Source organism: Paracnuella aquatica (genome assembly GCF_003332885.2).
GTDB lineage: Bacteria > Bacteroidota > Bacteroidia > Chitinophagales > Chitinophagaceae > Flavisolibacter > Flavisolibacter aquaticus.
This window is the reverse complement of the sequence record NZ_QOWJ01000001.1, coordinates 732,003-756,259: the sequence shown is the minus strand read 5'-3', so window position 1 is coordinate 756,259 and position 24,257 is coordinate 732,003. Positions and strand designations below refer to the sequence as shown.

Annotated in this window: 19 protein-coding genes; 11 read left to right on the top strand and 8 right to left on the bottom strand. The window is 48.5% G+C overall.

The annotated features are described in order from the left end of the window. Window positions 1-89 precede the first annotated feature (89 nt). Window positions 90-524, top strand: a complete 435-nt coding sequence (locus DRJ53_RS03275; RefSeq protein WP_114234126.1) for a DUF3276 family protein — start codon at window positions 90-92, stop codon at window positions 522-524. 120 nt (window positions 525-644) lie between these two features. On the opposite strand, the gene pgi is transcribed toward DRJ53_RS03275, so the two are convergent. Together pgi and DRJ53_RS03265 are read right to left on the bottom strand one after the other, a co-directional pair. Beyond that, window positions 645-2,294: a glucose-6-phosphate isomerase gene (gene pgi, locus DRJ53_RS03270; RefSeq protein ID WP_114234125.1), complete on the bottom strand. Its 1,650-nt coding sequence runs from the start codon at window positions 2,292-2,294 to the stop codon at window positions 645-647. A gap of 11 nt (window positions 2,295-2,305) precedes the next feature. Continuing rightward, window positions 2,306-3,325 (bottom strand): threonine aldolase family protein, encoded by a 1,020-nt coding sequence (locus DRJ53_RS03265; RefSeq protein WP_114234124.1) that lies wholly within the window; start codon window positions 3,323-3,325, stop codon window positions 2,306-2,308. A gap of 357 nt (window positions 3,326-3,682) precedes the next feature. Between DRJ53_RS03265 and DRJ53_RS03260 the strand changes: the two genes are divergently transcribed. From DRJ53_RS03260 to DRJ53_RS03215, 9 genes are all read left to right on the top strand, one after another. Beyond that, the gene (locus tag DRJ53_RS03260) at window positions 3,683-6,139 is read left to right on the top strand and encodes a TonB-dependent receptor domain-containing protein (protein WP_114234123.1); all 2,457 of its coding nucleotides are present in this window, start codon (window positions 3,683-3,685) and stop codon (window positions 6,137-6,139) included. A 544-nt stretch (window positions 6,140-6,683) separates the two neighbouring features. Continuing rightward, window positions 6,684-7,175 (top strand): YajQ family cyclic di-GMP-binding protein, encoded by a 492-nt coding sequence (locus tag DRJ53_RS03250; RefSeq protein ID WP_114234121.1) that lies wholly within the window; start codon window positions 6,684-6,686, stop codon window positions 7,173-7,175. A gap of 138 nt (window positions 7,176-7,313) precedes the next feature. Continuing rightward, window positions 7,314-7,562: a type B 50S ribosomal protein L31 gene (locus DRJ53_RS03245; protein ID WP_114234120.1), complete on the top strand. Its 249-nt coding sequence runs from the start codon at window positions 7,314-7,316 to the stop codon at window positions 7,560-7,562. 415 nt (window positions 7,563-7,977) lie between these two features. Further along, window positions 7,978-9,159 carry a putative sugar nucleotidyl transferase gene (locus tag DRJ53_RS03240; RefSeq protein WP_114234119.1) on the top strand — a complete coding sequence of 394 codons (1,182 nt, stop codon included), beginning with the start codon at window positions 7,978-7,980 and terminating at the stop codon, window positions 9,157-9,159. A gap of 43 nt (window positions 9,160-9,202) precedes the next feature. After that, a complete protein-coding gene (locus tag DRJ53_RS03235) occupies window positions 9,203-9,406 on the top strand; it encodes a DUF4177 domain-containing protein (RefSeq protein WP_114234118.1) in 204 nt (67 codons plus the stop codon). Window positions 9,407-9,408: 2 nt separating this feature from the next. Beyond that, window positions 9,409-10,173: a triose-phosphate isomerase gene (gene tpiA, locus DRJ53_RS03230; protein ID WP_114234117.1), complete on the top strand. Its 765-nt coding sequence runs from the start codon at window positions 9,409-9,411 to the stop codon at window positions 10,171-10,173. Window positions 10,174-10,220: 47 nt separating this feature from the next. Further along, entirely contained in the window at window positions 10,221-10,589 is a 369-nt protein-coding gene (locus tag DRJ53_RS03225; RefSeq protein WP_123893333.1) for a hypothetical protein, read from the top strand. Between the two features lie 167 nt (window positions 10,590-10,756). Then, the gene (locus tag DRJ53_RS03220; protein ID WP_114234115.1) at window positions 10,757-11,380 is read left to right on the top strand and encodes an NAD(P)H-dependent oxidoreductase; all 624 of its coding nucleotides are present in this window, start codon (window positions 10,757-10,759) and stop codon (window positions 11,378-11,380) included. Further along, entirely contained in the window at window positions 11,367-13,283 is a 1,917-nt protein-coding gene (locus tag DRJ53_RS03215) for a monovalent cation:proton antiporter-2 (CPA2) family protein (protein WP_114234114.1), read from the top strand. The genes DRJ53_RS03220 and DRJ53_RS03215 overlap by 14 nt, the downstream gene beginning before the upstream one ends. 34 nt (window positions 13,284-13,317) lie before the next feature. Here DRJ53_RS03215 and DRJ53_RS03210 read toward each other — a convergent pair whose 3' ends face one another. From DRJ53_RS03210 to DRJ53_RS03185, 6 genes are all read right to left on the bottom strand, one after another. Then, window positions 13,318-15,162 (bottom strand): outer membrane protein assembly factor BamB family protein, encoded by a 1,845-nt coding sequence (locus DRJ53_RS03210; protein ID WP_114234113.1) that lies wholly within the window; start codon window positions 15,160-15,162, stop codon window positions 13,318-13,320. A 69-nt stretch (window positions 15,163-15,231) separates the two neighbouring features. Next, complete coding sequence (locus DRJ53_RS03205; RefSeq protein ID WP_114234112.1) at window positions 15,232-16,887, bottom strand: RagB/SusD family nutrient uptake outer membrane protein; 1,656 nt, start codon at window positions 16,885-16,887, stop codon at window positions 15,232-15,234. Window positions 16,888-16,905: 18 nt separating this feature from the next. After that, complete coding sequence (locus tag DRJ53_RS03200; protein ID WP_114234111.1) at window positions 16,906-20,091, bottom strand: SusC/RagA family TonB-linked outer membrane protein; 3,186 nt, start codon at window positions 20,089-20,091, stop codon at window positions 16,906-16,908. Window positions 20,092-20,159: 68 nt separating this feature from the next. Further along, window positions 20,160-20,939 carry a DeoR/GlpR family DNA-binding transcription regulator gene (locus DRJ53_RS03195; protein ID WP_241558436.1) on the bottom strand — a complete coding sequence of 260 codons (780 nt, stop codon included), beginning with the start codon at window positions 20,937-20,939 and terminating at the stop codon, window positions 20,160-20,162. 177 nt (window positions 20,940-21,116) lie between these two features. After that, entirely contained in the window at window positions 21,117-21,560 is a 444-nt protein-coding gene (locus DRJ53_RS03190; RefSeq protein ID WP_123893331.1) for a hypothetical protein, read from the bottom strand. Between the two features lie 125 nt (window positions 21,561-21,685). Beyond that, entirely contained in the window at window positions 21,686-22,579 is an 894-nt protein-coding gene (locus DRJ53_RS03185) for a MerR family transcriptional regulator (RefSeq protein ID WP_114234109.1), read from the bottom strand. A gap of 110 nt (window positions 22,580-22,689) precedes the next feature. On the opposite strand from DRJ53_RS03185, the gene lepB reads away from it, so the two are divergent. Beyond that, entirely contained in the window at window positions 22,690-24,231 is a 1,542-nt protein-coding gene (lepB, locus tag DRJ53_RS03180; protein ID WP_114234108.1) for a signal peptidase I, read from the top strand. Window positions 24,232-24,257: the final 26 nt, after the last annotated feature.

Here is a 24,257-nt window from a genome sequence, read left to right as displayed (position 1 = left end):
GTTTAAAAAACATAATTATATTTGTAAGGAAACAATTCTAAAACAGAGCTGCAAAGCCAAAACCTTTCATAACTGTAAAAACAACAACTGTGGCGTACGAAAATAACGACAAGAAAATGGAGAGCATTTACAGCAAACGTATTCGTGCAGGTAAACGCAGAACTTATTTTTTTGATGTTCGGGCAACCCGCGGCAATGATTATTATCTGACCATTACAGAAAGCCGTAAGCGTTTCAATGATAATGGATACGACCGCCACAAGATATTTTTGTACAAAGAAGACTTCAACAAATTCATCAAGGCACTCATTGAGGCTGTTGATTTTGTAAAGACTGACCTGATGCCTGATTTTGATTTTGATGCGTTTAACCACGACGAAGTGTATGAAGGCGAAGGAGAGGGCGAAGTAGAAGAAACAACCGAAGTGGTGGCTGCTGCACCGATCGTTGTTCAGTCTACGGTAGTTGTTTCTTCTGTTGTTGCGTCAGCTGCACCAGCATCGGAAGAAGTGGACAAATGGTAATAACTAACTTTTGATAACGAACCCGCTGGCAACAGTGGGTTTTTTTTATGCACCGATTGGTGCTGCCATAAAAAATGCGGGGTGTTGAAGCCCCGCATTTTTAGTGTTTTATTGAAAGGCTTAGCGCCATTCCTTGTAAGCATTGATCAACCCGTTAGTAGAAGCATCATGGCCAGTTACCGCTTCACTTCCAGTAAGCTCTGGCAGAATTTTGTTAGCCAATTGTTTACCGAGTTCCACGCCCCATTGGTCAAAGCTGTATACATTCCAGATCACACCCTGCACAAAGATCTTATGCTCGTACAAAGCAATCAGTTGACCCAGTGTAAACGGCGTTATTTTCTTAACTAAGAATGAATTGGTGGGCCGGTTGCCTTCAAAAATCTTGAACGGCGCCAGTTCTGCAACTGCCGTTTCGTCTTTGCCCTGTTGCTTCAATTCAGCCACCACTTCACTACTGCTTTTCCCATTCATCAACGCTTCGGTTTGCGCGAAGAAGTTAGACAGCAATTTCGGGTGATGATCACCGGTAGGATTGTGGCTTTGCGCGGGTGCAATAAAATCGCAGGGAATGAGCACTGTGCCCTGGTGGATCAATTGGTAAAAAGCATGTTGCCCGTTGGTGCCGGGCTCGCCCCAAATGATCGGACCAGTGGCATAATTTACGGGCTTGCCGTTGCGGTCTACGCTTTTACCGTTGCTCTCCATATTGCCTTGTTGGAAGTACGCCGCAAACCGGTGCAGGTACTGGTCGTACGGCAAAATGGCTTCGCTTTGCGCACCAAAAAAGTTGACATACCAAATGCCAATAAGGGCCATCAGTACGGGTATGTTTTGCTCAAAAGGTGTGTCTTTAAAATGCTGATCCGCCGACTCAGCACCTTTCAAAAGAGCTTCAAAGTTTTCGTATCCGATGGTCAAAGCAATGGACAATCCGATGGCACTCCAAAGCGAATAGCGGCCGCCAACCCAATCCCAGAACTGGAATATGTTTTCCTTATCAATGCCAAAACGTGTTACCTCTTTTTCGTTGGTGGAAAGGGCCACAAAATGTTTGGCAACATGATTTTCGGAACCTGATGCAGCCACAAACCAGTCCCGAGCCGTGTGGGCATTGGTCATCGTTTCCTGCGTGGTAAACGTTTTGGATGCAACAAGAAACAGCGTTTCTTCCGCAACAACTTTTTTCAATGTTTCTTCAATATGAGTCGCATCCACATTCGAAACAAAATAAGTCTGGATGCCGTCAACCCAGTATGGTTTCAGCGCTTCCGTTACCATCAGCGGGCCCAGGTCGGATCCACCAATGCCAATGTTGACGATGTATTTTATTTTTTTACCGGTGTAGCCCACCCACTCGCCGCTGTGCACTCTTTGGCAAAATTCCTGCATTTGCTGGCGCACCCTTTTTACATCAGGCATTACATCAGCACCGCCAGTATTTACCGGCCCATCGGCAAATTTGCGCAGCGCCACATGCAACACGGCACGCTGTTCTGTTTCGTTGATCAATGCACCGCCAAACAGCGCATCAATCGCCTCGTTCAGCTTTGTTTCGGTTGCCAGTTGTTGCAACAGTTGCAAAGTTTCTTCGGTGATGCGGTTTTTAGAATAATCAAAAAGTATATCGCCCAGGCGTTGCGACATTTTTTGAAAACGTGCACCGTCCTGAGCAAAAAGTTCTTTCATTTGCACCTGCTTCATGCTTTCGGCATGTTGCTGCAATGCGCTCCAGGACTGGGTTTGAGAAGGGTTGATGCGGGGAAACATAGGCATTTTGATTATAAATGTTCAAATACTTCAATGGTCTTTTCGATCATGGCTTCCGAAATATCAAGGTGGGTAACCAGGCGCACCTGCGTCGGCGAAATGGCAAAAGCGAGGATCCCATGCTCTTTCAATGTTGCAACAAATGATTGCGGTGTATAAGGTTGCACCACTTCAAAAATGAGGATGTTGGTTTCAACCGGCAATATGCCACCCACAAAACTTTGGTAACCCAATATTTCTGCGAGTTTATTGGCGTGGTAATGATCCTGTGCCAAACGTTGAATATGGTAGTCGAGTGCATAGCTACCGGCCGCTGCCAGCGAACCAGCCTGGCGCATACCGCCGCCCATCAATTTACGCACCCTGCGGGCTTTTTTAATAAATGCTTCAGAACCCAATAGTACACTACCAACGGGGCTGCCCAGGCCTTTGCTCAAACAAATTGATATCGAATGAAACAACCGACCATAGTCCGTTGGGTCCTGTTCCCTTGCCACCAGCGCATTGAACAGGCGGGCGCCATCCAGGTGCAGCGCCAAGCCGTTCGTATCGCACAAGCTCCGGATGGCCTCAATATCTTCCATATCGTAGCAGCTGCCGCCGCCGCGGTTGGAGGTATTTTCCAACGCCACCAGCGAAGTGCGGGCTTTGTGCACGTCATCAAAACTGTTGATGCCTTCCGCCACCATTTCGGCAGTAATGAGGCCGCGATAACCGTTGAGTAATTTTACCGATGCACCCGAATTAGCCGCAATGCCGCCACCTTCGTATTGATATATATGTGCAGTGCAGTCGCAAATCACTTCATCGCCCGGCACCGTGTGCACTTTGATGGCAATCTGGTTCGTCATGGTGCCAGAGGGGCAAAATAAACCGGCTTCCATCCCAAACATCCGCGCTGCCTTTTCTTCCAGACTATTTACCGACGGATCTTCTCCGAAAACATCATCACCTACGGCGGCCGCATGCATGGCTTCTTTCATGGCCGGCGTAGGTCTGGTCACTGTGTCGGACCGGTAATCAATCAACATTTAAAAAATTTGTCCGCAATATAGTATTAGCGCGGCTCTTATTTATATGATTCTGCAGTACTGCGAGCAATATCAAATTGTAAACGCCAAGGCTAACGAAGGTTATGTTCCTACCATTGATCAAAGTCTTTCATCTAATCCCCACAATATAATACCACATACATGCAATGCTGACCGCTTGTCATTTCGAAGCCTTCTTGCGGTAACATAAATAAGGCGGCTGCGTCCCAGTGCTACAATGCATTGCTGCCATTCATCCTCAGTTAAAACCGTTCATGCCAAACTAATGTACTATGCTTTGTATAGTACCTACATTCGTAATGTAATTAACAATTACAAGTACTAACACAACAATATATGAAACCACTGCGTTCCCTGCTCACCCTCGCCTTATTTGCCGCACCATCTGCCGGTTTTGCCCAACAAAAACCAGCGTCCATCAGCGGACAGGTTACCGACATTCAGAAAAAAGCCTTGGAATCGGCCACCGTAGCCCTGTTACGTGGCAAAGATTCTTCGGTAATAAAATATGGTGTTGCCGATAAAGCGGGCCGTTTTGTGTTCGAAAACCTCGAAGCAGGACAATACCTCGTTCAAATCACAGCAGCTGGTTTTGAAAAAAAATATTCAGAAAAGCTGACGCTGGATGGCAACGTGGCCCCAGTGGAACTGGCTGCAATGATTTTGGCACCACAAACCAAATCTATGGACGGCGTGACCGTTACGGCCAAACGCCCGATGGTGGAGCAGAAAATTGATCGCACCGTGGTGAACGTGGAAGCGTCGATCACCAATGCCGGTAGCAATGCACTGGAAGTGCTGGAAAAAGCACCCGGCGTAACAGTGGATAAAGACGGCAACATCAGCCTGAAAGGAAAAGAAGGCGTAATGGTGCTGGTGGACGGAAGGCCTACACAACTGAGCAGCGCCGACCTTGCCAATTTGCTCCGCAACATGAACGCCAGCCAACTGGACCAGGTAGAGATCATGACCAACCCACCCGCAAAATTTGACGCTGCAGGCAATGCCGGTATCATCAACATCAAAACCAAAAAGACCAAGCAGTTTGGTTTTAATGGTTCCGCCACATTGAGCTATGGCCAGGGCCGTTATGGAAAAATAAACGAAAGCCTTAACCTGAACTACCGTAAAAATAAAGTGGCTCTTTTTGCCAACATCAGCCACAACCACCGCAAAAATTTCCAGCGCCTGGACATTCAACGCAACCTGCGCAATTTTAACACCAAGGAACTGGAATACTTTTTTGACCAGGAAGCGCACATGCAAAGCAAGTACAACTCGATCAACGCAAAGTTTGGCGCTGACTATTTCCTGTCGAAAAAAACAACGCTGGGCATATCGCTGGGTACCAATACCAACCCGGGTACCAACATCAATAACAACCTGAACCAGATTTCGGATAATGCAGGCAACCTGTTTGAAGTAACTAAATCGGTAACAGGAGCGGAGCAAACCTTTCGCAATGTGCAGGCAAACGCTAATTTCCGCCACCAGTTTGACAGCACCGGTCGTGAGCTGACTGCGGATGTTGATTACCTGAACTACCGCCTGCGTGACCAGCAATACCTGTCCAACTATTATTTTGATGCACACAACAACCAGATCCGCAATGGCGATACCCTGTACAGCTTCCTTCCGCAGGACATTAACATCCTGAGTGGCAAGGCCGATTACCTGCAACCCCTGAAAGGCGGTGCCCGTTTTGAAGCAGGTGTGAAAAGCAGTACTGTAAAAACCGATAACAATGCTCGCTTCGATTCAATGATCAACGGCAAGCGTGTATTTGATGCCAACCGCAGCAACCATTTTATTTACGAAGAGCAGATCAATGCAGCTTATGTAAATCTTGCGGGTCCGTTGAGCAAAAAATGGAATGGCCAACTGGGCTTGCGCCTGGAACAAACCGTTGCCAAAGGCACACAGGTAACGACTGACAGTGTATTCAAACGTAATTACCTCAACCTGTTTCCCACAGCATTTATCCAATACAAAGCCAATGAGAAGAATGTGTTTGGCCTGAACTACGGCCGCCGCATCCGCCGCCCCAACTACGAAAGCCTTAACCCGTTTGTTGAATACCTGGACCGGTATACGTTCCAGCAAGGTAACCCGAACCTGCAACCGCAGTTTAGCCACAATGTAGAATTGAGCCATACGTTTCGGCAGTTTTTGACTACAACGGTGAACTATACCCGAACTACCGATATCATCCAGCAGGTGATTGAACAAAACACCGAAAGGAAAGAAGCATATGTAAAACAGGCCAACATTGCGAACCAGCGCCAGGTGGGCATCGCCGTAAACGCAACCATGCCTATTACCAAATGGTGGACCAGCAGCGTTTATGTAAATGCTTCCGACAACCGTTTTGAAGGCATTGTTAGCGGAGAGAATGTAGTGGTGGAAGGCCGGATGCTGATGCTCAATGGCACGCAACAATTCAAGTTGTCGAAAACATGGAGCGCCGAAGCCAGTGGCTTTTACCGCACCGCCGGGCTGGAAGGTGTGCTGCTGACCCGCCCCGTAGGCATCTTTAACCTGGGCCTGGCCAAGCAGGTAATGAACAACAAGGGCAGTATTCGCCTGAATGTACGGGACGTGTTTTACACCATGAAGTTTAAAGCCGAAACCCGCTACGCAAACGTGGATGCTCAGTTCCAGGAGTGGCGCGACAGCCGCGTGGTGAACCTCACATTTACCTACCGCTTCAGCAAAGGCAAGCTGAATGGCAGCGCACCAAAACGCCGCACCAGCAGTGCATCCGACGAGCAGGAACGTGTTGGTGGCAACTAACTGAAAAACTCCAATACGAAGGGCAGGGGCAACCCTGCCTTTTTATTTTATACCGGCAAATAATGCGCAATGTTGTAACTTAAATAACGGCTCAATTGAAACAACACTTTTGGCGAGCGATACTGATCAGTGGTGTGATTTTTTTGGCAACAAAAGTTCTGAGTTTCAATAGCATTTAAACCGGATACCTGCCATTTATAATAAGATGTTGCAGCTTGTCCAAATGCGGGTTGTTCACATCCTAATGTTTGTAACTTGAGGTATCAATAAAAAATAACTTGATTGAATGAAAACTTTGTCTAATTTTAAGTTGCAGAATAAAATTCAACAAAGTGCCAAAATAATTAGATAGAATTTTTTGAATTCGGTACGGAATTCGTATTTTATCCAAAATCTGTATTTTTCTCATGTGAACTTCGGCCCCTTTGTCCAGAGGGGCTTCTTTATTTCCTCGAAGCGATGTTTCATCTAAATGTATTAGGATAATAGCAACTGCTGTAACTGCACCAAAAAATTCGTAAATCTGCATCAAACTTTTCAACCCATGCCTTCTTTTGATATTGTCAGCAAAACCGACATGCAGCTGTTGGATAATGCCATTAACGTAACCCGCAAAGAGATCACCAACCGGTTTGATTTTAAGGATGCCGCTGTTGAAATCGACCTCAACAAAAAAGACGGCACCATTGACATTGCCACAACCGATGATATGCGGATGCGCCAGCTGGTGGATGTGCTCATCAGCCGCACCATGAAGCAGGGCATCGATCCTTCGGCGCTGGACGTTTCGAAAGAGCCATACCAAAGCGGCAAAGTTGTAAAAAAAGAAGTGCCGGTGCGCAACGGCCTGAAACAGGACGACGCCAAGAAAATTGTGAAGCTCATTAAGGACTCGGGTCTGAAGGTGCAGGCGCAGATCATGGATGAAACCGTGCGGGTAACCGCCAAAAAAATTGACGACCTGCAGCAGGTGATCCAACTCTGCAAAGGCGCCAACCTCGACCTGCCGCTGCAGTACACCAATATGCGGAGTTAAACCGAAAACTAGATTTTGCTTTTTTGCGCTAATATCCTACCTTTGCGCCTTCGTAAACATAAATCCGCCCCGGCGGCAAATAACATAACCGTATGTAGGTCGCCAATGGAGGCGTCTGGCATGCAAAACCCATCAATCATGAAAAAAGATCTTCATCCGGCAAACTACCGTTACGTGGTGTTCAAAGACATGAGTAACGGATTTTCTTTCCTGAGCCGCTCTACAGCTAATACTAAAGAAACCGTACAGTGGGAAGACGGCAACGAATACCCGCTGGTGAAGCTGGAAATTTCCAGCCAGTCGCATCCTTTCTTTACCGGTAAAAACGTATTGGTTGACACCGCTGGTCGTATCGACAAGTTCAACAAAAAATACGCAAAGAAATAAGTTTTGCCCCGGCAAAATAATAGGATCCCGCTCCGCTTTGGAGCGGGATTTTTTTTGACCGGTGATGTGGGGATTGGGAATGATTTAGATGATCTATTCAGGAAATCAACTTTCGATTAAACAGAAAATTCATTACCAACCTGCCAGCCCGAAGCGTCTCCGAACTTCGACAATGTCATGCCGAACTTGTTTCGGCATCTCTTCGATCATAAGGCAAATCCGAAGATTAAAGGAGATGCCGAAACGAGTTCGGCATGACAACACTGCAATGCAACAGCAACTCGATTTGAGCCCATTGCAATTTCTTCCGCAGTGTGAATTTTTCAACAACCTCACACAAACATCCTGCATATCCACTCCAATCATGCTCATCTGGAGTTATCTTTCAGTTGCCAAACAACCAGCCCCTCCGGATATGAAAAAAATCGTGTTTACCGAAGAATTCTGCCAGCCCGAACAGCTCTATCCTTTTACACTTACCCGCCAGGTGCAGGACATCCGCATCGGCATCCTGACCATCCGGGAAAAATGGGAAGCCCACCTAGGGCTCAATTCCTACGACAAACACGAAGACGATTATAAAGATCTGGACCGGGCCATGGTCGTAGATGCACAATCGATTGGCGATGATATCCTTTACCTTATTCACGGCAATATTTTGCCAACGCCCAAACTGGTTCGGGCCATCAAAAAACTAAAACCCGGCGAATGTATTACCGCCGGCGGCCGCGAAAGCGTGGCTTACTGCATTTCAAAAGGGGAAATTGAAAATGAGCACAAGATCAAAATCACCCGATCCATTGAGATTGATGAAGAGATCAGGGAGATTCGTTTTCCGTGGCACATTTTTACACTCAACGCATGGGCCATTGCGCAGGATTTTGAGCTGCTTACCCGCAAAAGAACTTCGCAAAAATTGGGTCCAACCAACCCGGCTTCGGGTTCAAAAAACATTTTTATTGAAAAAGGCGCCAGGATCAACCATGCAATTTTCAATGCTGCAGATGGGCCCATTTATATTGGTAAAAATGCCACCATCATGGAAGGCAGTTTGCTGCGTGGCCCAATCGCCATCGGCGAAGGAGCTGTGATTAAAATGGGCACCCGTATTTATGGTGCTACCACCATCGGGCCTAAATGCGTGGTTGGCGGTGAAATAAAAAACTCGGTGCTGTTTGGCTGCTCCAACAAAGCGCATGATGGTTACCTGGGCGATTCGGTGATTGGCGAGTGGTGCAACCTGGGTGCCGGCACGTCTAATTCCAACGTGAAAAATACCGCCTCCGGCGTGCAGGTGTGGACGCCCCGCGGTGAAGTAGTGGTGGGCCTCAAATGCGGCCTCATCATGGGCGATTATTCACGCACCGCTATCAACACATCGCTCAATACCGGCACCGTGGTAGGCGTCAGCAGCAACATTTTTGGCGCCGGCCTGTCGCCAAAATATATCCCTTCTTTTTCCTGGGGTTTTGACGGCATCGAACGTTACCGGTTTGACAAAGCCTGCGCCGATATTGCATCATGGAAAGCGTTGAAAGACGAGTCGCTCACCAGCAATGAAGAACTCATTTTAAAGCATATCTACAATCATTACTGAGCATAAACCCGAAGGCCTATTTTTGCGGCAACGCCGCATGGATATGACCCAGTTTGAATACAAGTTTTTGGAAGCGCCTACGAAAGGATTTTGGAGTGGAAAGATCGACCTGCAGGAACTGACCAACACACTCAATACCCACGGCCGCGAAGGCTGGGAGGTAGTAAGTACTACCGACACCAATATGCACCAGGGCGGTACGCATGCCCTGATCATTTTATTAAAAAGAAAAATCGATAACCTTTAGCAATGAGAAAACAAATTGCCGCAGCAAACTGGAAAATGAACCTTACCTACCAGCAGGCCGAAACCTTGCTGGATAGCATTTTAAGCGAAAAGCTTTCGCTGGAAGCACACCAGCAGGTGGTGTTTTCGGTTCCTTTTCCATACCTCATTATGGCCAATAGCGAAGTGGCCGACCAGGCGAATGTTGCCATCGCGGCACAAAACTGTTCCGATAAAAAAAGCGGTGCCTATACCGGTGAAGTTTCAGCCGAAATGCTGCAGTCGATCGGCATCAACTGGTGCGTGATTGGCCACAGCGAACGCCGCGAGTATTTTGCAGAATCGAACGCAACACTGGCCGCCAAGGTTGACATCTGCCTGGCCAATGGCATCACGCCTATTTTCTGCTGCGGCGAACCACTGCCGGTTCGCGAAGCCGGTGAAGAAAATGGCTTTGTGCAAAAACAACTGGAAGCATCGCTGTTTCACCTCGATGCCGACAGCATACAAAAAGTGGTGATTGCCTACGAGCCTATTTGGGCCATTGGCACCGGCAAAACCGCCAGCACACAGCAGGCGCAGGATATGCACCAACACCTGCGTTCGGTGTTGGCGTCGAAATGGGGTAATGATGTAGCCGATAACATTTCTATATTGTATGGCGGTAGCGTAAAAGCAGCGAATGCAGCAGAAATTTTTGGGGCGCCTGATGTTGATGGTGGCCTGGTTGGCGGCGCATCGTTGCAAGGTCCCGAGTTTGTGCAAATCATTCAAGCACTGAAAAAATAAATAGCGCAGAAACATATGTCCTGGTCATCACCCGGAAAAGCGGGGTGTTGCTCAACTTCCTGGATGTTCGGGTGGTGATCAATGGCAATGTGATTTACCCGCTTCGCCGCGACGAACCCGTGGTAATTACATTGCCCAAAAAGCCATCGTCGCTGGTAGCAACTGATGGCTACCATATTTCGCCACCGCTGCAGGTGGAATGTGCGCCCCGCAAGGCTTGTCACCTGTACGTTGTTTGCGCCATTGATGACGGCCTTTTTTACACCGGCCTGTTGTTGCTGGGTGTTTGTGCAGTGGTTGGTGTTATATCTGATATTCTCCTCCTGAAGTTTTTATCCTTCTTGCCCCTCCTGTATTTTCTGTTTCATTATTACATCCGCCGCAGGGCTTTTCTACAAGTACGGATGGCTGCGTAATAAAGTTTTGGTACAAGCTTATTACCGAACCTACAGCGAATAAATTTTACTGATTGGCCATTCTTTTTTTGAGCTCTAGCAAATAAAAAGACACGCCAACAGCTGTGCAATTGCTTTATGCTAAAAACCACCAATGTGTTTTAATTTGTGCGCAAATAAATAAGCTCATGCCCCGCCTGCTGATCCTGTTTGCGCATCCCTTGCTCGAAAAATCAAGAGTGCACAGCAGGCTGATCAAAGAGTTGAAAGGTCTGCCGGATGTGACCTTTCATGACCTGTACGAGGCCTATCCCGATTTTGACATTAACGTGCCCTTTGAACAATCGTTGCTGCTGCGGCACGATGTGATCGTGATGCAACATCCCCTTTACTGGTACAGTGCGCCACCAATCATGAAGCAGTGGATCGATCTGGTGCTGGAACATGGTTGGGCCTACGGTAAAGGCGGCACACAATTAACCGGTAAAATGTTGTGCAATTTTTTATCGGCGGGTAGTACGCTTTCATCCTACACCAACGAAGGGCAACATGCTTTTCCAATCCGCCAGTTTTTACTGCCTTTTCAACAAACTGCCGCACTGTGTCACATGCAATACCTGCCACCGTTTGTGGTGCCCGGATCGCATCAACTGGGCAAAGAAATGATTGACGAATACGCCAGCCAGTACCGGCAACTGCTGCAAATGCTGACTGAAATAACTGTTGCAGCGCATGATTCCACGGCCACATTTTTAAACGACTGGCTAACGCCTTCTTTACACACACAAGCTTTAAACAATGGACCAGAATAATATATTTTTCCAGGCAATGGTGTACCTCGCTGCAGCGGTGGTGATGGTGCCGATTGCCAAGAAATTGAACCTCGGTTCGGTGCTGGGTTACCTGCTGGCAGGCGTGCTTATTGGGCCAGCCGTTTTAGGATTTGTAGGGCATGAAGGCGAAAGCGTGATGCACTTTGCGGAGTTTGGCGTGGTGATGATGCTATTTATCATTGGGTTGGAGTTGGAGCCGACCGTGTTGTGGCGCATGCGGCGTTCCATAATAGGCATGGGTGGTTTGCAAGTGGCCGGCACGGCTTTGTTACTTTTTACCGGTGCAATGATGTTTGGTTTGCCCTGGCAACAAGCCGTGGCATTAGGTGGCATTTTAGCGCTGTCATCAACGGCCATTGTTTTGCAAACCATGCAGGAAAAAGGCTTGATGAAAACCGCATCCGGGCAAAGTGCTTTTTCGGTGCTCTTGTTCCAAGACATTGCCGTCATCCCGATGCTGGCGCTTTTTCCGCTATTGCAAAATTTGCCGCTGCCTGCTTCGGCCGATGATCATAGCAGTACGAGCATGGTGGCGCATTTACCAGCATGGCTGCAGGCGCTGGTTTTGCTCGGCGTGGTTGCGTCGATCATTGTTGCGGCACGGTTCATCATGCGGCCCTTGTTCCGGCTCATTGCTGCTTCTCGGCTGCACGAAATGTTTACGGCCACCGCGCTGCTGATTGTTGTAGGCATTACTGTGTTGATGACGATGGTGGGTTTGAGCCCTGCATTAGGCAGTTTTTTAGCAGGTGTGGTGCTGGCAAACAGCGAATACCGGCACGAATTGGAAAGCAATATCGAACCTTTTAAAGGCTTGCTGCTTGGGCTCTTTTTTATCTCGGTGGGTGCTACCATCGATTTTCGCCAGGTATTGGACCAACCGCTTCAACTCGCTGGAATTGTTTTGGGATTGATGGTGCTAAAAGTGCTGGTGTTGTTTGCGATTGGGAAGATCTTTAAAATGGGCTTGGACCAAAACCTTATCTATTCGGTTGCATTGAGCCAGGTAGGCGAGTTTGCATTTGTGCTGTTTTCTTTTTCTGCATCAAATGGCATTTTGCCACAAGCCCTTATCGATACTATGATTGCTGCCGTAGCGATTAGTATGGCCTTATCGCCGTTGCTGCTGTTGGCGTTGGAGCGTTTTGTGTTGCAGCGCATTGTTACCAATACTCCTGATGATGATCGACCAGCTGATACTATTATGGAAGAAAACCCGGTGATTATTGCCGGCTTTGGCGATTTTGGCAATGCGGTCGGCCGCTTTCTGCGGGCACATAAAGTAGGCGTTACCATTCTGGACAATGATGTCGAACGGGTGGAGTTGTTGCGGCGGCTTGGCTTTAAAGTTTACTATGGCGATGCATCGCGGTCGGAGCTGCTGGCTTCGGCTGGTGCAGCCAAAGCAAAGCTGATCATCATTACCATCGAACCTTCGGAAAAGCGGTTGGAATTAATCAACACCATTAAAAAACATTTTCCCAACCTGCGCATGCTGGTGCGGGCCAGCAACCGCTTTGATGCATATGATCAAATGAACGCCGGCATGTTGCACATTTACCGCGAAACAATTGACACGGCTTTACGGGTGGGTGTAGATACAATGCATTTTTTAGGACATCGAAATTATACCGCCACCCGTGCAGCCAGACAATTCCTGCGGCTGGATGAGGCTAATCTGAAAAAGCTTTCGTCCATTCGCGACCCGGATGAATACATTAATACTGCCCGGGAAAAAATTGAAGAACTGGAGCAAACCTTGCAGTCCGATTTGTTCCATTTGGGTAAATCGGAAAAAAGTTGGGACGAGGAAGGCCTTATTGCAGAAGCTTTACAGCCCAATCCAATCAATAATGGTCAAGAAAAAGCCGCACCAAAATAGTGCGGCTTTTACTTTCTTTTTCGTAAATGTATCGTTACCATTTCAGGCAGGAAACTTTGCCATCCATGGTGGTTACAATTACTTGTTTATCGGCCAGCGGTAAAATGCCGGTGATAAGACAATTTGACAATTTATGCTGCCAGGCAATGCTGCCATCTTTACGATGAACCGCCGTAACTACACCGTTGTCGGACGGTACGAACAGCAATCCATTTTGTTCAATCATTGCAGTAGGTGCTAGTTCATAACCTAGTTTCAGGTCGGTTTCACGTACCAGTTGCATGCTACCAGCAGCAGCGTTAAACACCGCCAGCGTTCCTTCCATAGTTTTGCCGTACACCAGTGTCGCATCTTCCGACATTCCCATAGACTCACGGACACGTACAGCCGCATTTCGGTTGCGCCAAACCTGTGTTCCTGTTGCGGCATCCAGTGCGGTCATGTAGCGATCCGGGGCAACAATAAAAATACGGTTGTTGGCCGCAACTGGATAACAAGCAGCCGGCGAAAACATCCGGTTGGCATTGCCGTTGTTCCATACCCATGCTAACTTTCCAGTTTGCGCATCCAATGCGTAAAAGTCTTTGTTCCAGCAGCCGAAATATATTTTACCCTGGTACAGTAGCGGCCGCGTCACCACAAACCCGCCAACCTGGTCAAACTGCCATTTGATTGTCCCGGTTTGTACATCAATAGCGCGGAACACGCCATCAGATGCGCCGATAAACGCAATGCTTTCATGAATGAGCGGGCTGCCCAGTACGGCTTTTTGCGCCGGCACCTGCCAGAGCTTTTTACCACTCTTCGCATCAAGGCCAAAAATGTTTCCATCCGACGATCCCACCACCAGCCGGTTGCCGGACAGGGCAGGAGTGGAGAACACTTTGCCGCCGGTTTTAAATACCCAAACCTTTTTGCCAGTCTTGCGGTTAAGCGCATACACTTCACCAACAGTATTTGCAGAAAACACCAGTTCGGCGTTGGCCGCTGCGCCATTGCCGATATCGCTGTGGTCCTGGTAGTTCCATACCGCTTTTACTTGCGGGTAGGCTTTATTAATAGCAAATGATGGTCGATAATATCGGGTAGTATCGTTTTTAAAATCATGCTTTTTCAACACCACTTCAGCCCAGGGGCTGCCGGTTGTGGTTAAGGGTTTGCGTTCGCGGTAAATGGCTTTGCCATTGGCAATCGATACAATATTATAGGCTCCAATACTGTCTTTTGCCCGCAGGTTGGAGCGGCCCATGATGCTGGGAATGCCTTCAAAATTATATTGCCTGTTGGCGTGCCCGTGCCCCAACAAAATGAGCTGGATGTTTTTTCGCTTAAGCCTGTCCGTTGCTTCGTACCAGTTGTTCAGCGATGTATCCTGCGGGTAATGGTTTACATAAATAATGGGCTGATCATCGGGCAGGGTTTTGAGGGTGCTGTCCAGCCAAACAATATGTTCGCGGGGCACCTGGCCGGGGCTCATACGCAGGTTGGGCCCGCAGTTGGTTCCCAAAAAAACATAGCCGCCATGACTGAACCGAAAATGCTCCGCACCAAAAATGCGGCGGAACGAATTAGCGCCGCTTTCCGACCAGTTGCCGTCGTGGTTGCCAGGAATAATGTACCAGGGTTTGTTGAGGCTGTCCAGGATTTGCCGCGCCAGCGCTAACTCTTCGTCCGATCCAAACTCGGTAATATCACCGGAAAGGATCACAAACGAAAGCGAATCATTTCCATTAATATCAGCTACCGTGCGGCGCAAATCTTCGGCCGCGGTTTGGTTGCCGATATGCGTATCGCTTACATGCGCAAAATGAAAGCTTTGTGCTTGGGCCGTGTGCAGCAAGCAGTATAGAAAACAAAGGGTGAACAGTTTTTTGATCATGCGCTGTATTTATTTAAATAAAAATCGGAAGCCGGTGAGGGCTTCCGATTTTTTAAAGCAAAGCTATACTTATTGCCAACCGGGGTTTTGCTCCAGTGCACCATTGGGGTACAACGAAATCTGTCCGGTGGGTATTGGCGAGAGGTAATGTTTAGGGTCGATAAAGGTGCGGGAAACGGTTGCGGCATAAGGCATAATGTGGCCGTCAGCATTCCGCAGCACCCGTCCATTTGCAGGCACTTTTGCACCCAGAATCGCATCAGGATTTTTCTGCGTATCGAGGTATTCGCCTTTTTTCCAGCGCATCAGGTCCTGGTAGCGGAATCCGTCCATCATCAGCTCTACGCGGCGTTCGCGGCGAATTTCCCAAATCAATGGCGTTACATCGGCGTCTTTTTTCGGGTCCACAAAGGTTACTCCGTTTACCGCTACTTGTTGTCCGCCCGGCGCTTCCAGTTTGGCAACGCCTGCACGGGCACGCAGCAAATTTACTGAGCGATCCAGGTCTGCCTGGGTCAAAGTGTATTTACCCAATGCATCCAGTTCAGCAGCGGCTTCCGCGTAGTTCAACAACACTTCTGCCAGCCAAAAAATAGGGGCGTCGGTTTCGTTGTTGGGTGCTAACTGAACCGATGCAGGTTGCAGGAATTTTGAAGGACGATAACCAGTGCTCGAGCTCAGGCCACTCACCAGCGTTCCGTTGTAAGCCAAAAACGTGTCTACTGTAGCCAGCAGGCGTTTGTCGCGGTTGGCACGTACGGCTTTGATGTTGTCATCGCCCTGGTACAGCGGCGACAGCGAAATGGGCAAACCGTCCGTTGCCACATACGATTCAACAGCCGATTTAGTTAAACCATGCATTTGCGTGCTGCTGTTGGTGTAGCCAATAACGGAATGCGTCATGGCGCCGGCAATGTAACGTTTGTACAAAATGATTTCGCGGTTGCCTGCCAGGTCCATGCTGTTGTACACGGTTTGATAGTTCGGGTTCAGTGTAAACGTACCGGTGGTCATCAACTGGTCGGCGGCGTCTTTTGCTTCCTGCAAAAAGCGGTCGCCGTCGTTCAATCCCAATTCCGTGTGGTACTTACGATAGGTGCCCTCGTACAAGCCAATGCGTGATTCCAGTGCCAGTGCCACGAATTTATTTACCGTGTTAACCCCATCATTGGTGCGGATGTTGGCCACTGCAAAGTTGATGTCTGCCATGATGGAATCCATCACCAGTTGTCGGGTATCGCGTTTTTTCAGGATCTCGTTTTGCTCCGAAATATCCAATGATTTACCGATCCAGGGAACGCCGCCAAAAAGGCGCACTTTGTTGAAATAATCCATGGCGCGGAAAAAGCGGGCAACGCCTTTCCAGTGTGCTTTTGCTTCATCGCTCATGGGCACGCCATCGATGCGCTCCAGCATGATGTTGGCCTTGCGGATATAGGACCAATCCCAGGCCGACGAAGTAGCCGGTGCAGACGCTGCAAAAATCGGGAACGCTGTTGCGGCCTGGTCGTCGGTAAAGTTGGAGAAATAAAAATCGCCGGTGGTGCCGGTGCCGTAGCCAGTAAACAGTTCATAAAAACCCCAGGTGTAGGTACGAACGTTGTTTTCGCCGGTCCAGTAATTGAGGTCGGAAAACGCATCCGGCGTGTCTTTGTCCAGCTCCTTGGTACAGCCGGCCAGCAGCAATGCTGCTATAAAAAATAATATGGGAAATCTTTTGTTCATGATTCTTTTTTTAACCGGTTAAAAAGTAAGCTGTGCACCGAATGTAAACATGCGCTGGAAGGGGAACGTACGGCCGAGGAAGCCCAGTTCGCCATCGGTAATTTCCGGATCGAGGGGCAGGCCCACGTTGGAGATTTCCGCCAGGTTCTGTCCGCTTACATAAAACCGCAGCTTCTGCACATTAAACCGGTTGAGCACGTTGGTAGGCAGCGCATAACCAATGGTTACGTTTTTCAAACGGGCATAAGCCAGGTTCAACAGGTATTTCGTTTGTGGGTAATAGTTATTGCCCGATGTAGGCATCCCGGCAAGGCGTGTAGCGTTGTTGCCGATATAAGGCCTTGGGTATTGCGCATAGGTGTTTTCAGCCGTCCAGAAATCGAGCTGGTGAGCATACAAAATATCAGCACCCTGGTACAGCGGAACCGATACGTTGCCCAATCCCCAATAATCACGTTTACCTACGCCCTGGATAAAGATATCTGCATCAATGCCTTTGAACGTGCCACCAAGCCGAATGCCGTACTGGTAGCGGGGTTGGTTGTTGCCGATCACTTTCAGGTCGCCGGGATCAGAGAGGCTCATTTTACCGCCATTGATCACGTTATCGCCATTCAGGTCTTTGTATTTCACATCGCCAGGACCGAATACAAAATTGCCGCTTTGCAAAATAGTTTGGCTGGGCGATTTGGTTACGTCATCGGCCGATTCAAAATAACGGTCGGTTTCAAAACCCCAGATTTCACCATAGGTTTTGCCTTGGTAGTTTTGCATGATCAGCATCGAAGGATTGTCCCACTTGGTGTACACCGCTTTGTTATCGGCAAGTGTAAAGATGCCATACAGGTTCAGGTCGCGGTTTACTTCGTGGTTGATGTCCACAGCTACTTCCCAACCGCGGTTGCGCAGCGTGCCCGAGTTGATGCGTGGGCCGGTTGTGCCAAATGTTGCAGGCACGGCCACAGGCGCCTGGATGCCTTCGGTGTTGCGTTCGTACCAGTCGAATGTTACGCCCACTTTGTTTTTAAATAGCCGCAGGTCGGTACCAAAATCCAGCGTGCGAACTTTTTCCCATGTAAGTGAAGATGCAACAGAGCGGGGCGCCGAAATGCCCTGAACCCTTGTGTTGCCAACAACCCAGGGCACAGCCGAACCGGTCATGAGGGGCAAAAACACGTTGCTGCCGCCTACGTCCTGGTTGCCGACCGTGCCGTAAGATACCCGCAGTTTCCAGTCGCTGACAACAGGTTTGAGGAACTGCATAAAGTTCTCTTCGCTGATGCGGTAACCGGCAGAAGCAGAGGTAAACAAGGCCCAACGGTCAAGCCTGGAAAACAACGAAGATCCATCGTAACGGCCATTTAATTCCAGCAGGTATTTGCCTTTGAAGTTGTAGTTCACCCGGCCAAAATATCCGGCATAAGCTGCCATCGAATGGCCGCTGGTGGTTGTTTGCTCGCCTGTGGCCAGGTTCAGTTCTGGTTTGTTTGGGTCGAGCGGGTTGAGGCGCTGCGCATTAAAATTCAGGCCTTCGTTTTCTTCCCAGTTCACACCCGACATTAATTTCAGGTTGTGATCGCCTTTGAAGCTCTTGTTGTAGGTAGCGTATGCGTTGAGTGTGTTCACTGCATAGCGGCCGCTGTTGTAGGCCACGCGATCTTGAGCAGCGGTAGCAATGTTGTTCAAACGAGGGTCGCCTGGGCTCCAAAAGTCCCATGCGTACACGGGGCCGCCGGCCTCGTGGCGGATGGTGTTGGAGCGGCCGATGGTATAATCAGCACGGATGTTCAGGTTTTTATGCAGCTTAATGGTAGCGCCAAGATCGACACGCTGGTAGTTGTCGGTAACGCTGTTGGTATTGGCCTCTGCCAGGTAAGCAGGTGTATGGCGGAAATAATTTCCTTTCCAGGTGCCGTATGGAAAGTAGGAACCCCAGCGCCAGAAATAGTACCAGTAATCCTGGTAGCCAAATGGCGACTCGTAGTTAAAATTGCGGTACAGCATGCGGGCATCCACATCCAGCCATTTGTTTACGGTTGAATTGATGGAAGCGGTGATGTTGTATTTTTTCAAATTATCCGGGTTCAGCTTCAGGATACCGCCATCGTTTGCGTAGTTAAACGAAAGATAGTAACCCACTTTATCACCACCGCCTTGCAAGCGGATGTTGTGTTGCTGCTGTTGTGTGTAATCTTCTAGCATTTCTTCTTTTGGATCCCACACACGGTAGAAATACATGCGGCCATCGGATTCCATTTTAAAATCCTCGCCTTCTATCATTTCGCTGCCGCTGCGTTTGCCTGCATAATTGCGTTTCCAGTTGGCAATGCCTTCACGCAAACGGGTCAGCTGCATGCCAAAAATTTCTGGTGTGGTGATGCCGCTGCGTTGCGAAGCGCCGTGCAGTGCATCCAACTCCAGCTCCGGGTCTGAAAAATCGGGGAGTACCGTTGGTTTGCTCCAAGCAAAGTTGTTGGAATAGGTAACCGTAGCTTTTTGGTTGCGCTTGCCCGATTTTGTTTTTACCAGCACCACGCCAAATGCGGCGCGGGCACCGTAAATAGAAGTGGAAGCAGCGTCTTTCAATACTGAAATGCTTTCAATGTCATTCGGGTTGATCACCGACAGGTCGGAGGTTTCAACGTTATCCACCAAAATAAGCGGTCGTCCGCTACCGTTAGGCGAACCAACTCCGCGGATGTTGATAGAAGCACCGGCAGTAAGGCCACCGTTTCCGTAAGTGATGGTAAGGCCCGGAACCACGCCCTGCAAGGCTTTGGTAGGATCATTGATGGGCCGCGACTCCATTGTTTTAGAAACATCAACAGTAGAAACTGCGCCGGTGAGGTTGGCTTTTTTCTGTGTGCCATAACCTACCACTACCACTTCGCCCAGTTGGCCCTGCTGCTGTTGCAGCACCAGCCCGATGTTGTCATCGTCGCCCACAGTGAAGTCGAGCGGCTGAAAGCCAACATAGGATACCTGCAGCACCTGGCCTTTGGCTGCGGAAATAGTGAACTGGCCGGTGGCATTGGTAACGGCATTACGTGTGGTGCCTTTTACCCGAACGGTAACGCCACCCAGCGGTGCTTGGTCTACGCCGGAGGAAACGACCCCGGAAATGGTTCGTTCCTGTGCATGCACAGGAATGGCTGTTTGTAGCAGTCCGATCAGGAGGACCAACAGCATTAGGATTTTTCTCATGTGGTTGATTTTGCGCTTTGCTTTTTAGAAAATTTGGTTTACAGTGGTTTGGGCTTGGGGTTATTGTTTTATAAAACCTGGATCCCGGCGTCGCGAAACGGTTTTAATATTTTGTCGTCAGGGTCAAGTTCAGTGATCAGTGTGTGAATGGCATTGGCCGCACAAACCTTCAACGTTTGCACGGTATGCAGTTTTTCGGAAATGGTGAGGCAAACTGTTTTGCGTGCAGCACCAATCATGGCCTTCTTCAGTTGCACTACTTCCCAGTCATTATCGGTTACGCCTACCTGTGGGTCAAAGGCATTGATGCCCAAAAAACAAAGGTCTACATGGAGGTTGCCGATTTGTGCAATGGCTCCCGGCCCCACAGTGATATTGGATGTTTTAGAAAGTTTATCGCCCAGCACAATTACATCGCACAAAGGATGCTGTGCATAAGCCATTAACGCCGGAATGCTGCCCGAAATAAAAGTCGCCTGCAGGTTCTGCGGCAGGGCGTGGGCCATTTCTACAATGGTGGTTCCGCCACTGGTCAGCACATACATTCCGTTACTGATAAGGGATACGGCTTTGCTGGCAATGCTTTGTTTTTGCTGAAAAGAATAGGTGAGCTCCCTTGTTGTTTGCCCGCTAAAAAACGACCGCGACAGCGCACCACCATGCACTTTAATGATCAGGCCTTTTTCGGAAAGTTCCACCAGGTCGCGCCGAACCGTGTCGTCCGACACCTGCATTTTAGCGCACAGGTCGGTGCACAATACCTTATTATGAAGCTCTACCTGGTGTATGATAAAGGCTTGCCGTTCTTTTTTCAGCATAAGCAGTGCAATCGTCCTGCTAAATAACATTTAAATCCGCATTTTCCCGCAAATTTTTTTGCGGTTATTGCGGTTTTTGACAATATGAATTATTTGGTCAAAACGAGAGCCGCAGAAATGAAAATGGGCGGACATAAAAAAATCCTGTTCTTCACCACGCGGCAATTGGATGGTAAAGAACAGGATATAATTATTGAGCTCTTTTTTCTAAAATGCAAAGCGCACCGAAACGCCGACTGCGGCCGGTTCGAAATCGGTCCGTTCAATGAGGTATAATTCGGGTTTCCAATCCAACGCGATGTTGAGCGGCACCTGCGGTATTTTATAGTCAATGCCAATGATGCCGAGCAAACCCAGGTTGTTGCGGCCCTCAAAACCTACATAGGCGCCACCGCCCACAAACCAATCGAGGCCGGCGGCCTTGGTAGGGTAGTGCCGTTCCACCATCAGGCCCAGCGCCAACGGGTCAAAGGCCATGATCGCTTCCAGGGCTGTATTGCTTTTTACAAAATGCTTGAACGAAATGCCGGTGCCAATGAATGCATCGCTATTGGAAAAACGGACGCCTACTGCCGATTTATAACTCTGAGCAGTAGCCGAAAATTGGGTGAATAAAACGAAACAAAAAAGCGCTGTCAACATCTTCTTCATAAAAAGCGATTTGCATGACTAACGCAAAAATTGGGCAAAACTTGTGTAGCCGCGCAATCCTCCTGTTAGAAATTGACAACAACATGGAAGCCGGTAACAAATGACTTTATTGAGCTAAATCGAATCTATTGCGGTTCTTCCGCGGCTGGGCCGCTTTCAATAAATCGCCTGATCTCATCATCGGAAAGCAGCCGGATTACATTGACAAAGGACCGTTGTAAACCTTGGATGGCGCGGCCCGATGCGATGATCTTTTTATCGGGAAAATGCCGCACCAATTGTTCGAGGTACACTTCAGGATCAAGCTGGGTGAGGTTGGTAAGCAGGTGTAAGAACAGGTATTTGATCTCTTTATTTTCTTTGAAAGAATCCAGTACATCAAAAGTGATGTTTTTGCCCAAAAACAAAACGCTCCAGCCCCATTTGCGCAGCATATAGTGCAGAAACAGCAAAGGCATTTCGTGAAACTCGCCTTTGGGTGTAAACAACAATACTTCGGGCGGATGCTTGGGCAGCGGCGTTTTTTCTATTTCGGAAATGATCTTGTTTTGAATGAGGTAGGAAGAAAAATGTTCCTGTGCCGGCACAATGCGGTTGGTTACCCACAACAAACCTACACGTTGCAAAAATGGAAAGCACACTTCCAATATGGTGCGTTCAAATCCTATTTCTTCGGACAGCCGTTCGATGATTTCCGAAAAGCCGCCTTCGTCAAAATCGATAGAACAAGCCATGAGTTGCAGCACAAAATGCGGATAAGTATTGCGGTTAGGTTCAATGGCACCAACGGCTGCCAACCTTTCTTCCGGTTCCAGCGCAGCTATCCTTGAAATCTTCCAGCCCAGGTGGTATAAAAACGCAACTTGCAGTAAAATTTTCAAATCCTCATTGTCGTAAAACCGGTGTTTGCTTTCCTTGCGCTTGGGCGCAAAAAACGGGTACCGCAACTCCCAGATGCGCAATGTATGGGCTTTGATGCCCAACAGGTTTTCAACGTCCTTGATTGTGAATTGCTGCATGTTCTTTTTCGCCGTTTGCCATCAGGCGCCTACTTTAGCAAAAACTTTGCTAGTAACCCGAGGTACCACCTGTTTATATAATTACATTTGAGCGCCTTAAAAATAAGCTAATGCCGCTTTCCCACATACTGATTGTTTATTTGATTTCATTTTTACTCGTTTTCCTTCCTTCGTTTGGCCTCGCGAAAATGTTCCAGAAAGCGGGTGTAGCTTCATGGAAAGCTTACGTTCCTTTTTACAATACATGGGTAATGCAGGAGCTGGCCCGCAGGCCTAAGCATTGGGTGTTTTGGCAATTTATTCCCGTCGTAGGTTGGTTTATTACGCCGGGTATTTTTATTGAATTTGTAAAACTGTTTGGCCGCTTTTCCCTGCTCGATCATACACTGGCTTCGCTGGCTGCGCCATTTTATTTTCCTTACCTCGGCTACTCCGATAGGGTTCGCTACATCGGGCCGGATGGTGTACGGCGCTATGTAAAACCGGGCTGGCGCGAATGGATCGACGCTGCTGTTTTTGCTATTGTTGCTGCTACGCTGATCCGCACTTTTATTTTTGAAGCTTATACCATTCCTTCGGGATCGATGGAGCGTACATTGCTGGTGAACGACTTTTTGTTTGTATCAAAATTCAGCTACGGTCCGCGCATTCCCAACACGCCATTGTCTATTCCTTTTGTACACAATTATATCCCGGGATCAGACCGCAAGTCTTACTCAGGGTTGATCAAACTTCCGTATATCCGCTGGTTCCAGTCGCCGGTAAAACGTGGTGATGTGGTAGTGTTCAATTTCCCCGCAGGCGACACGGTCATCAATCGCCCCGATTATCAATCTTACCGGCCTTATTACGAGATCATCCGGCAAATGGGTGGCGGCAACGAAGCCAGGGGCAGGGAAGCGGTGTTTGCCAGTCCTGATGAATTTCCATTGGCCATTCACCCGGTTGATAAAACAGATAACTATATCAAACGTTGCGTAGCTGTTGCCGGTGACACACTGCAAATACGCAGGGGCAATGTGTACATAAACAGTGCGCTGCAAAACCCGCCGCCACAATCGGTGATGCCCTACATTGTACAAACCAACGGGCAGCAACTGGATGAAACGGTGATGAAAGAAGAATACAACATCGACATCACCAACCCTGACCAGTTTCAGCCCGGCGGCAACAATACTTATTTAATGGCTTTGACCGCCGAAGCAGTGAACAAATTAAAAGGCAGCCGGCTGGTAAAAATGATGGAGCCGCAACTGGAGGATACTGCTTTTTACAGCCCTTCGTTTAATAACTACGTGGTAGAAAATGGTTGGACCGTTGATAACTATGGCCCGATCTGGGTGCCCAAAAAAGGTGGCACCATGGTGCTCGACCCAAGACTTTATTCGATTTACGAGCGGGTGATCCGGGTGTATGAACAAAATGAGTTTTACATGAAAGACGGCAAGTTTTTCCTGAACGGCGCACAGGTGGATCGCTACACTTTTAAAATGGATTATTACTGGATGATGGGCGACAACCGTCATGGTTCGCAGGATTCCCGTTTCTGGGGTTTTGTTCCCGAAAATCATATCGTTGGCAAAGCGTGGATGATCTGGTTTAGCTGGGAGGGAGGACCGCGTTGGAACCGCCTGTTCCGCATCGTGAAATAGATTAACTTTACGCTAATGCCTCTGCC

What these genes read in the sequence shown, in the direction of transcription:
- pgi (WP_114234125.1), bottom strand. Translation starts at nt 2,294, where the DNA reads ATGTTTCCCCGCATCAACCCTTCTCAAACCCAGTCCTGGAGCGCATTG.
- DRJ53_RS03265 (WP_114234124.1), bottom strand. Translation starts at nt 3,325, where the DNA reads ATGTTGATTGATTACCGGTCCGACACAGTGACCAGACCTACGCCGGCC.
- DRJ53_RS03260 (WP_114234123.1), top strand. Translation starts at nt 3,683, where the DNA reads ATGAAACCACTGCGTTCCCTGCTCACCCTCGCCTTATTTGCCGCACCA.
- DRJ53_RS03250 (WP_114234121.1), top strand. Translation starts at nt 6,684, where the DNA reads ATGCCTTCTTTTGATATTGTCAGCAAAACCGACATGCAGCTGTTGGAT.
- DRJ53_RS03245 (WP_114234120.1), top strand. Translation starts at nt 7,314, where the DNA reads ATGAAAAAAGATCTTCATCCGGCAAACTACCGTTACGTGGTGTTCAAA.
- DRJ53_RS03240 (WP_114234119.1), top strand. Translation starts at nt 7,978, where the DNA reads ATGAAAAAAATCGTGTTTACCGAAGAATTCTGCCAGCCCGAACAGCTC.
- DRJ53_RS03235 (WP_114234118.1), top strand. Translation starts at nt 9,203, where the DNA reads ATGACCCAGTTTGAATACAAGTTTTTGGAAGCGCCTACGAAAGGATTT.
- tpiA (WP_114234117.1), top strand. Translation starts at nt 9,409, where the DNA reads ATGAGAAAACAAATTGCCGCAGCAAACTGGAAAATGAACCTTACCTAC.
- DRJ53_RS03220 (WP_114234115.1), top strand. Translation starts at nt 10,757, where the DNA reads ATGCCCCGCCTGCTGATCCTGTTTGCGCATCCCTTGCTCGAAAAATCA.
- DRJ53_RS03215 (WP_114234114.1), top strand. Translation starts at nt 11,367, where the DNA reads ATGGACCAGAATAATATATTTTTCCAGGCAATGGTGTACCTCGCTGCA.
- DRJ53_RS03210 (WP_114234113.1), bottom strand. Translation starts at nt 15,162, where the DNA reads ATGATCAAAAAACTGTTCACCCTTTGTTTTCTATACTGCTTGCTGCAC.
- DRJ53_RS03205 (WP_114234112.1), bottom strand. Translation starts at nt 16,887, where the DNA reads ATGAACAAAAGATTTCCCATATTATTTTTTATAGCAGCATTGCTGCTG.
- DRJ53_RS03200 (WP_114234111.1), bottom strand. Translation starts at nt 20,091, where the DNA reads ATGAGAAAAATCCTAATGCTGTTGGTCCTCCTGATCGGACTGCTACAA.
- DRJ53_RS03195 (WP_241558436.1), bottom strand. Translation starts at nt 20,939, where the DNA reads ATGTTATTTAGCAGGACGATTGCACTGCTTATGCTGAAAAAAGAACGG.
- DRJ53_RS03190 (WP_123893331.1), bottom strand. Translation starts at nt 21,560, where the DNA reads ATGAAGAAGATGTTGACAGCGCTTTTTTGTTTCGTTTTATTCACCCAA.
- DRJ53_RS03185 (WP_114234109.1), bottom strand. Translation starts at nt 22,579, where the DNA reads ATGCAGCAATTCACAATCAAGGACGTTGAAAACCTGTTGGGCATCAAA.
- lepB (WP_114234108.1), top strand. Translation starts at nt 22,690, where the DNA reads ATGCCGCTTTCCCACATACTGATTGTTTATTTGATTTCATTTTTACTC.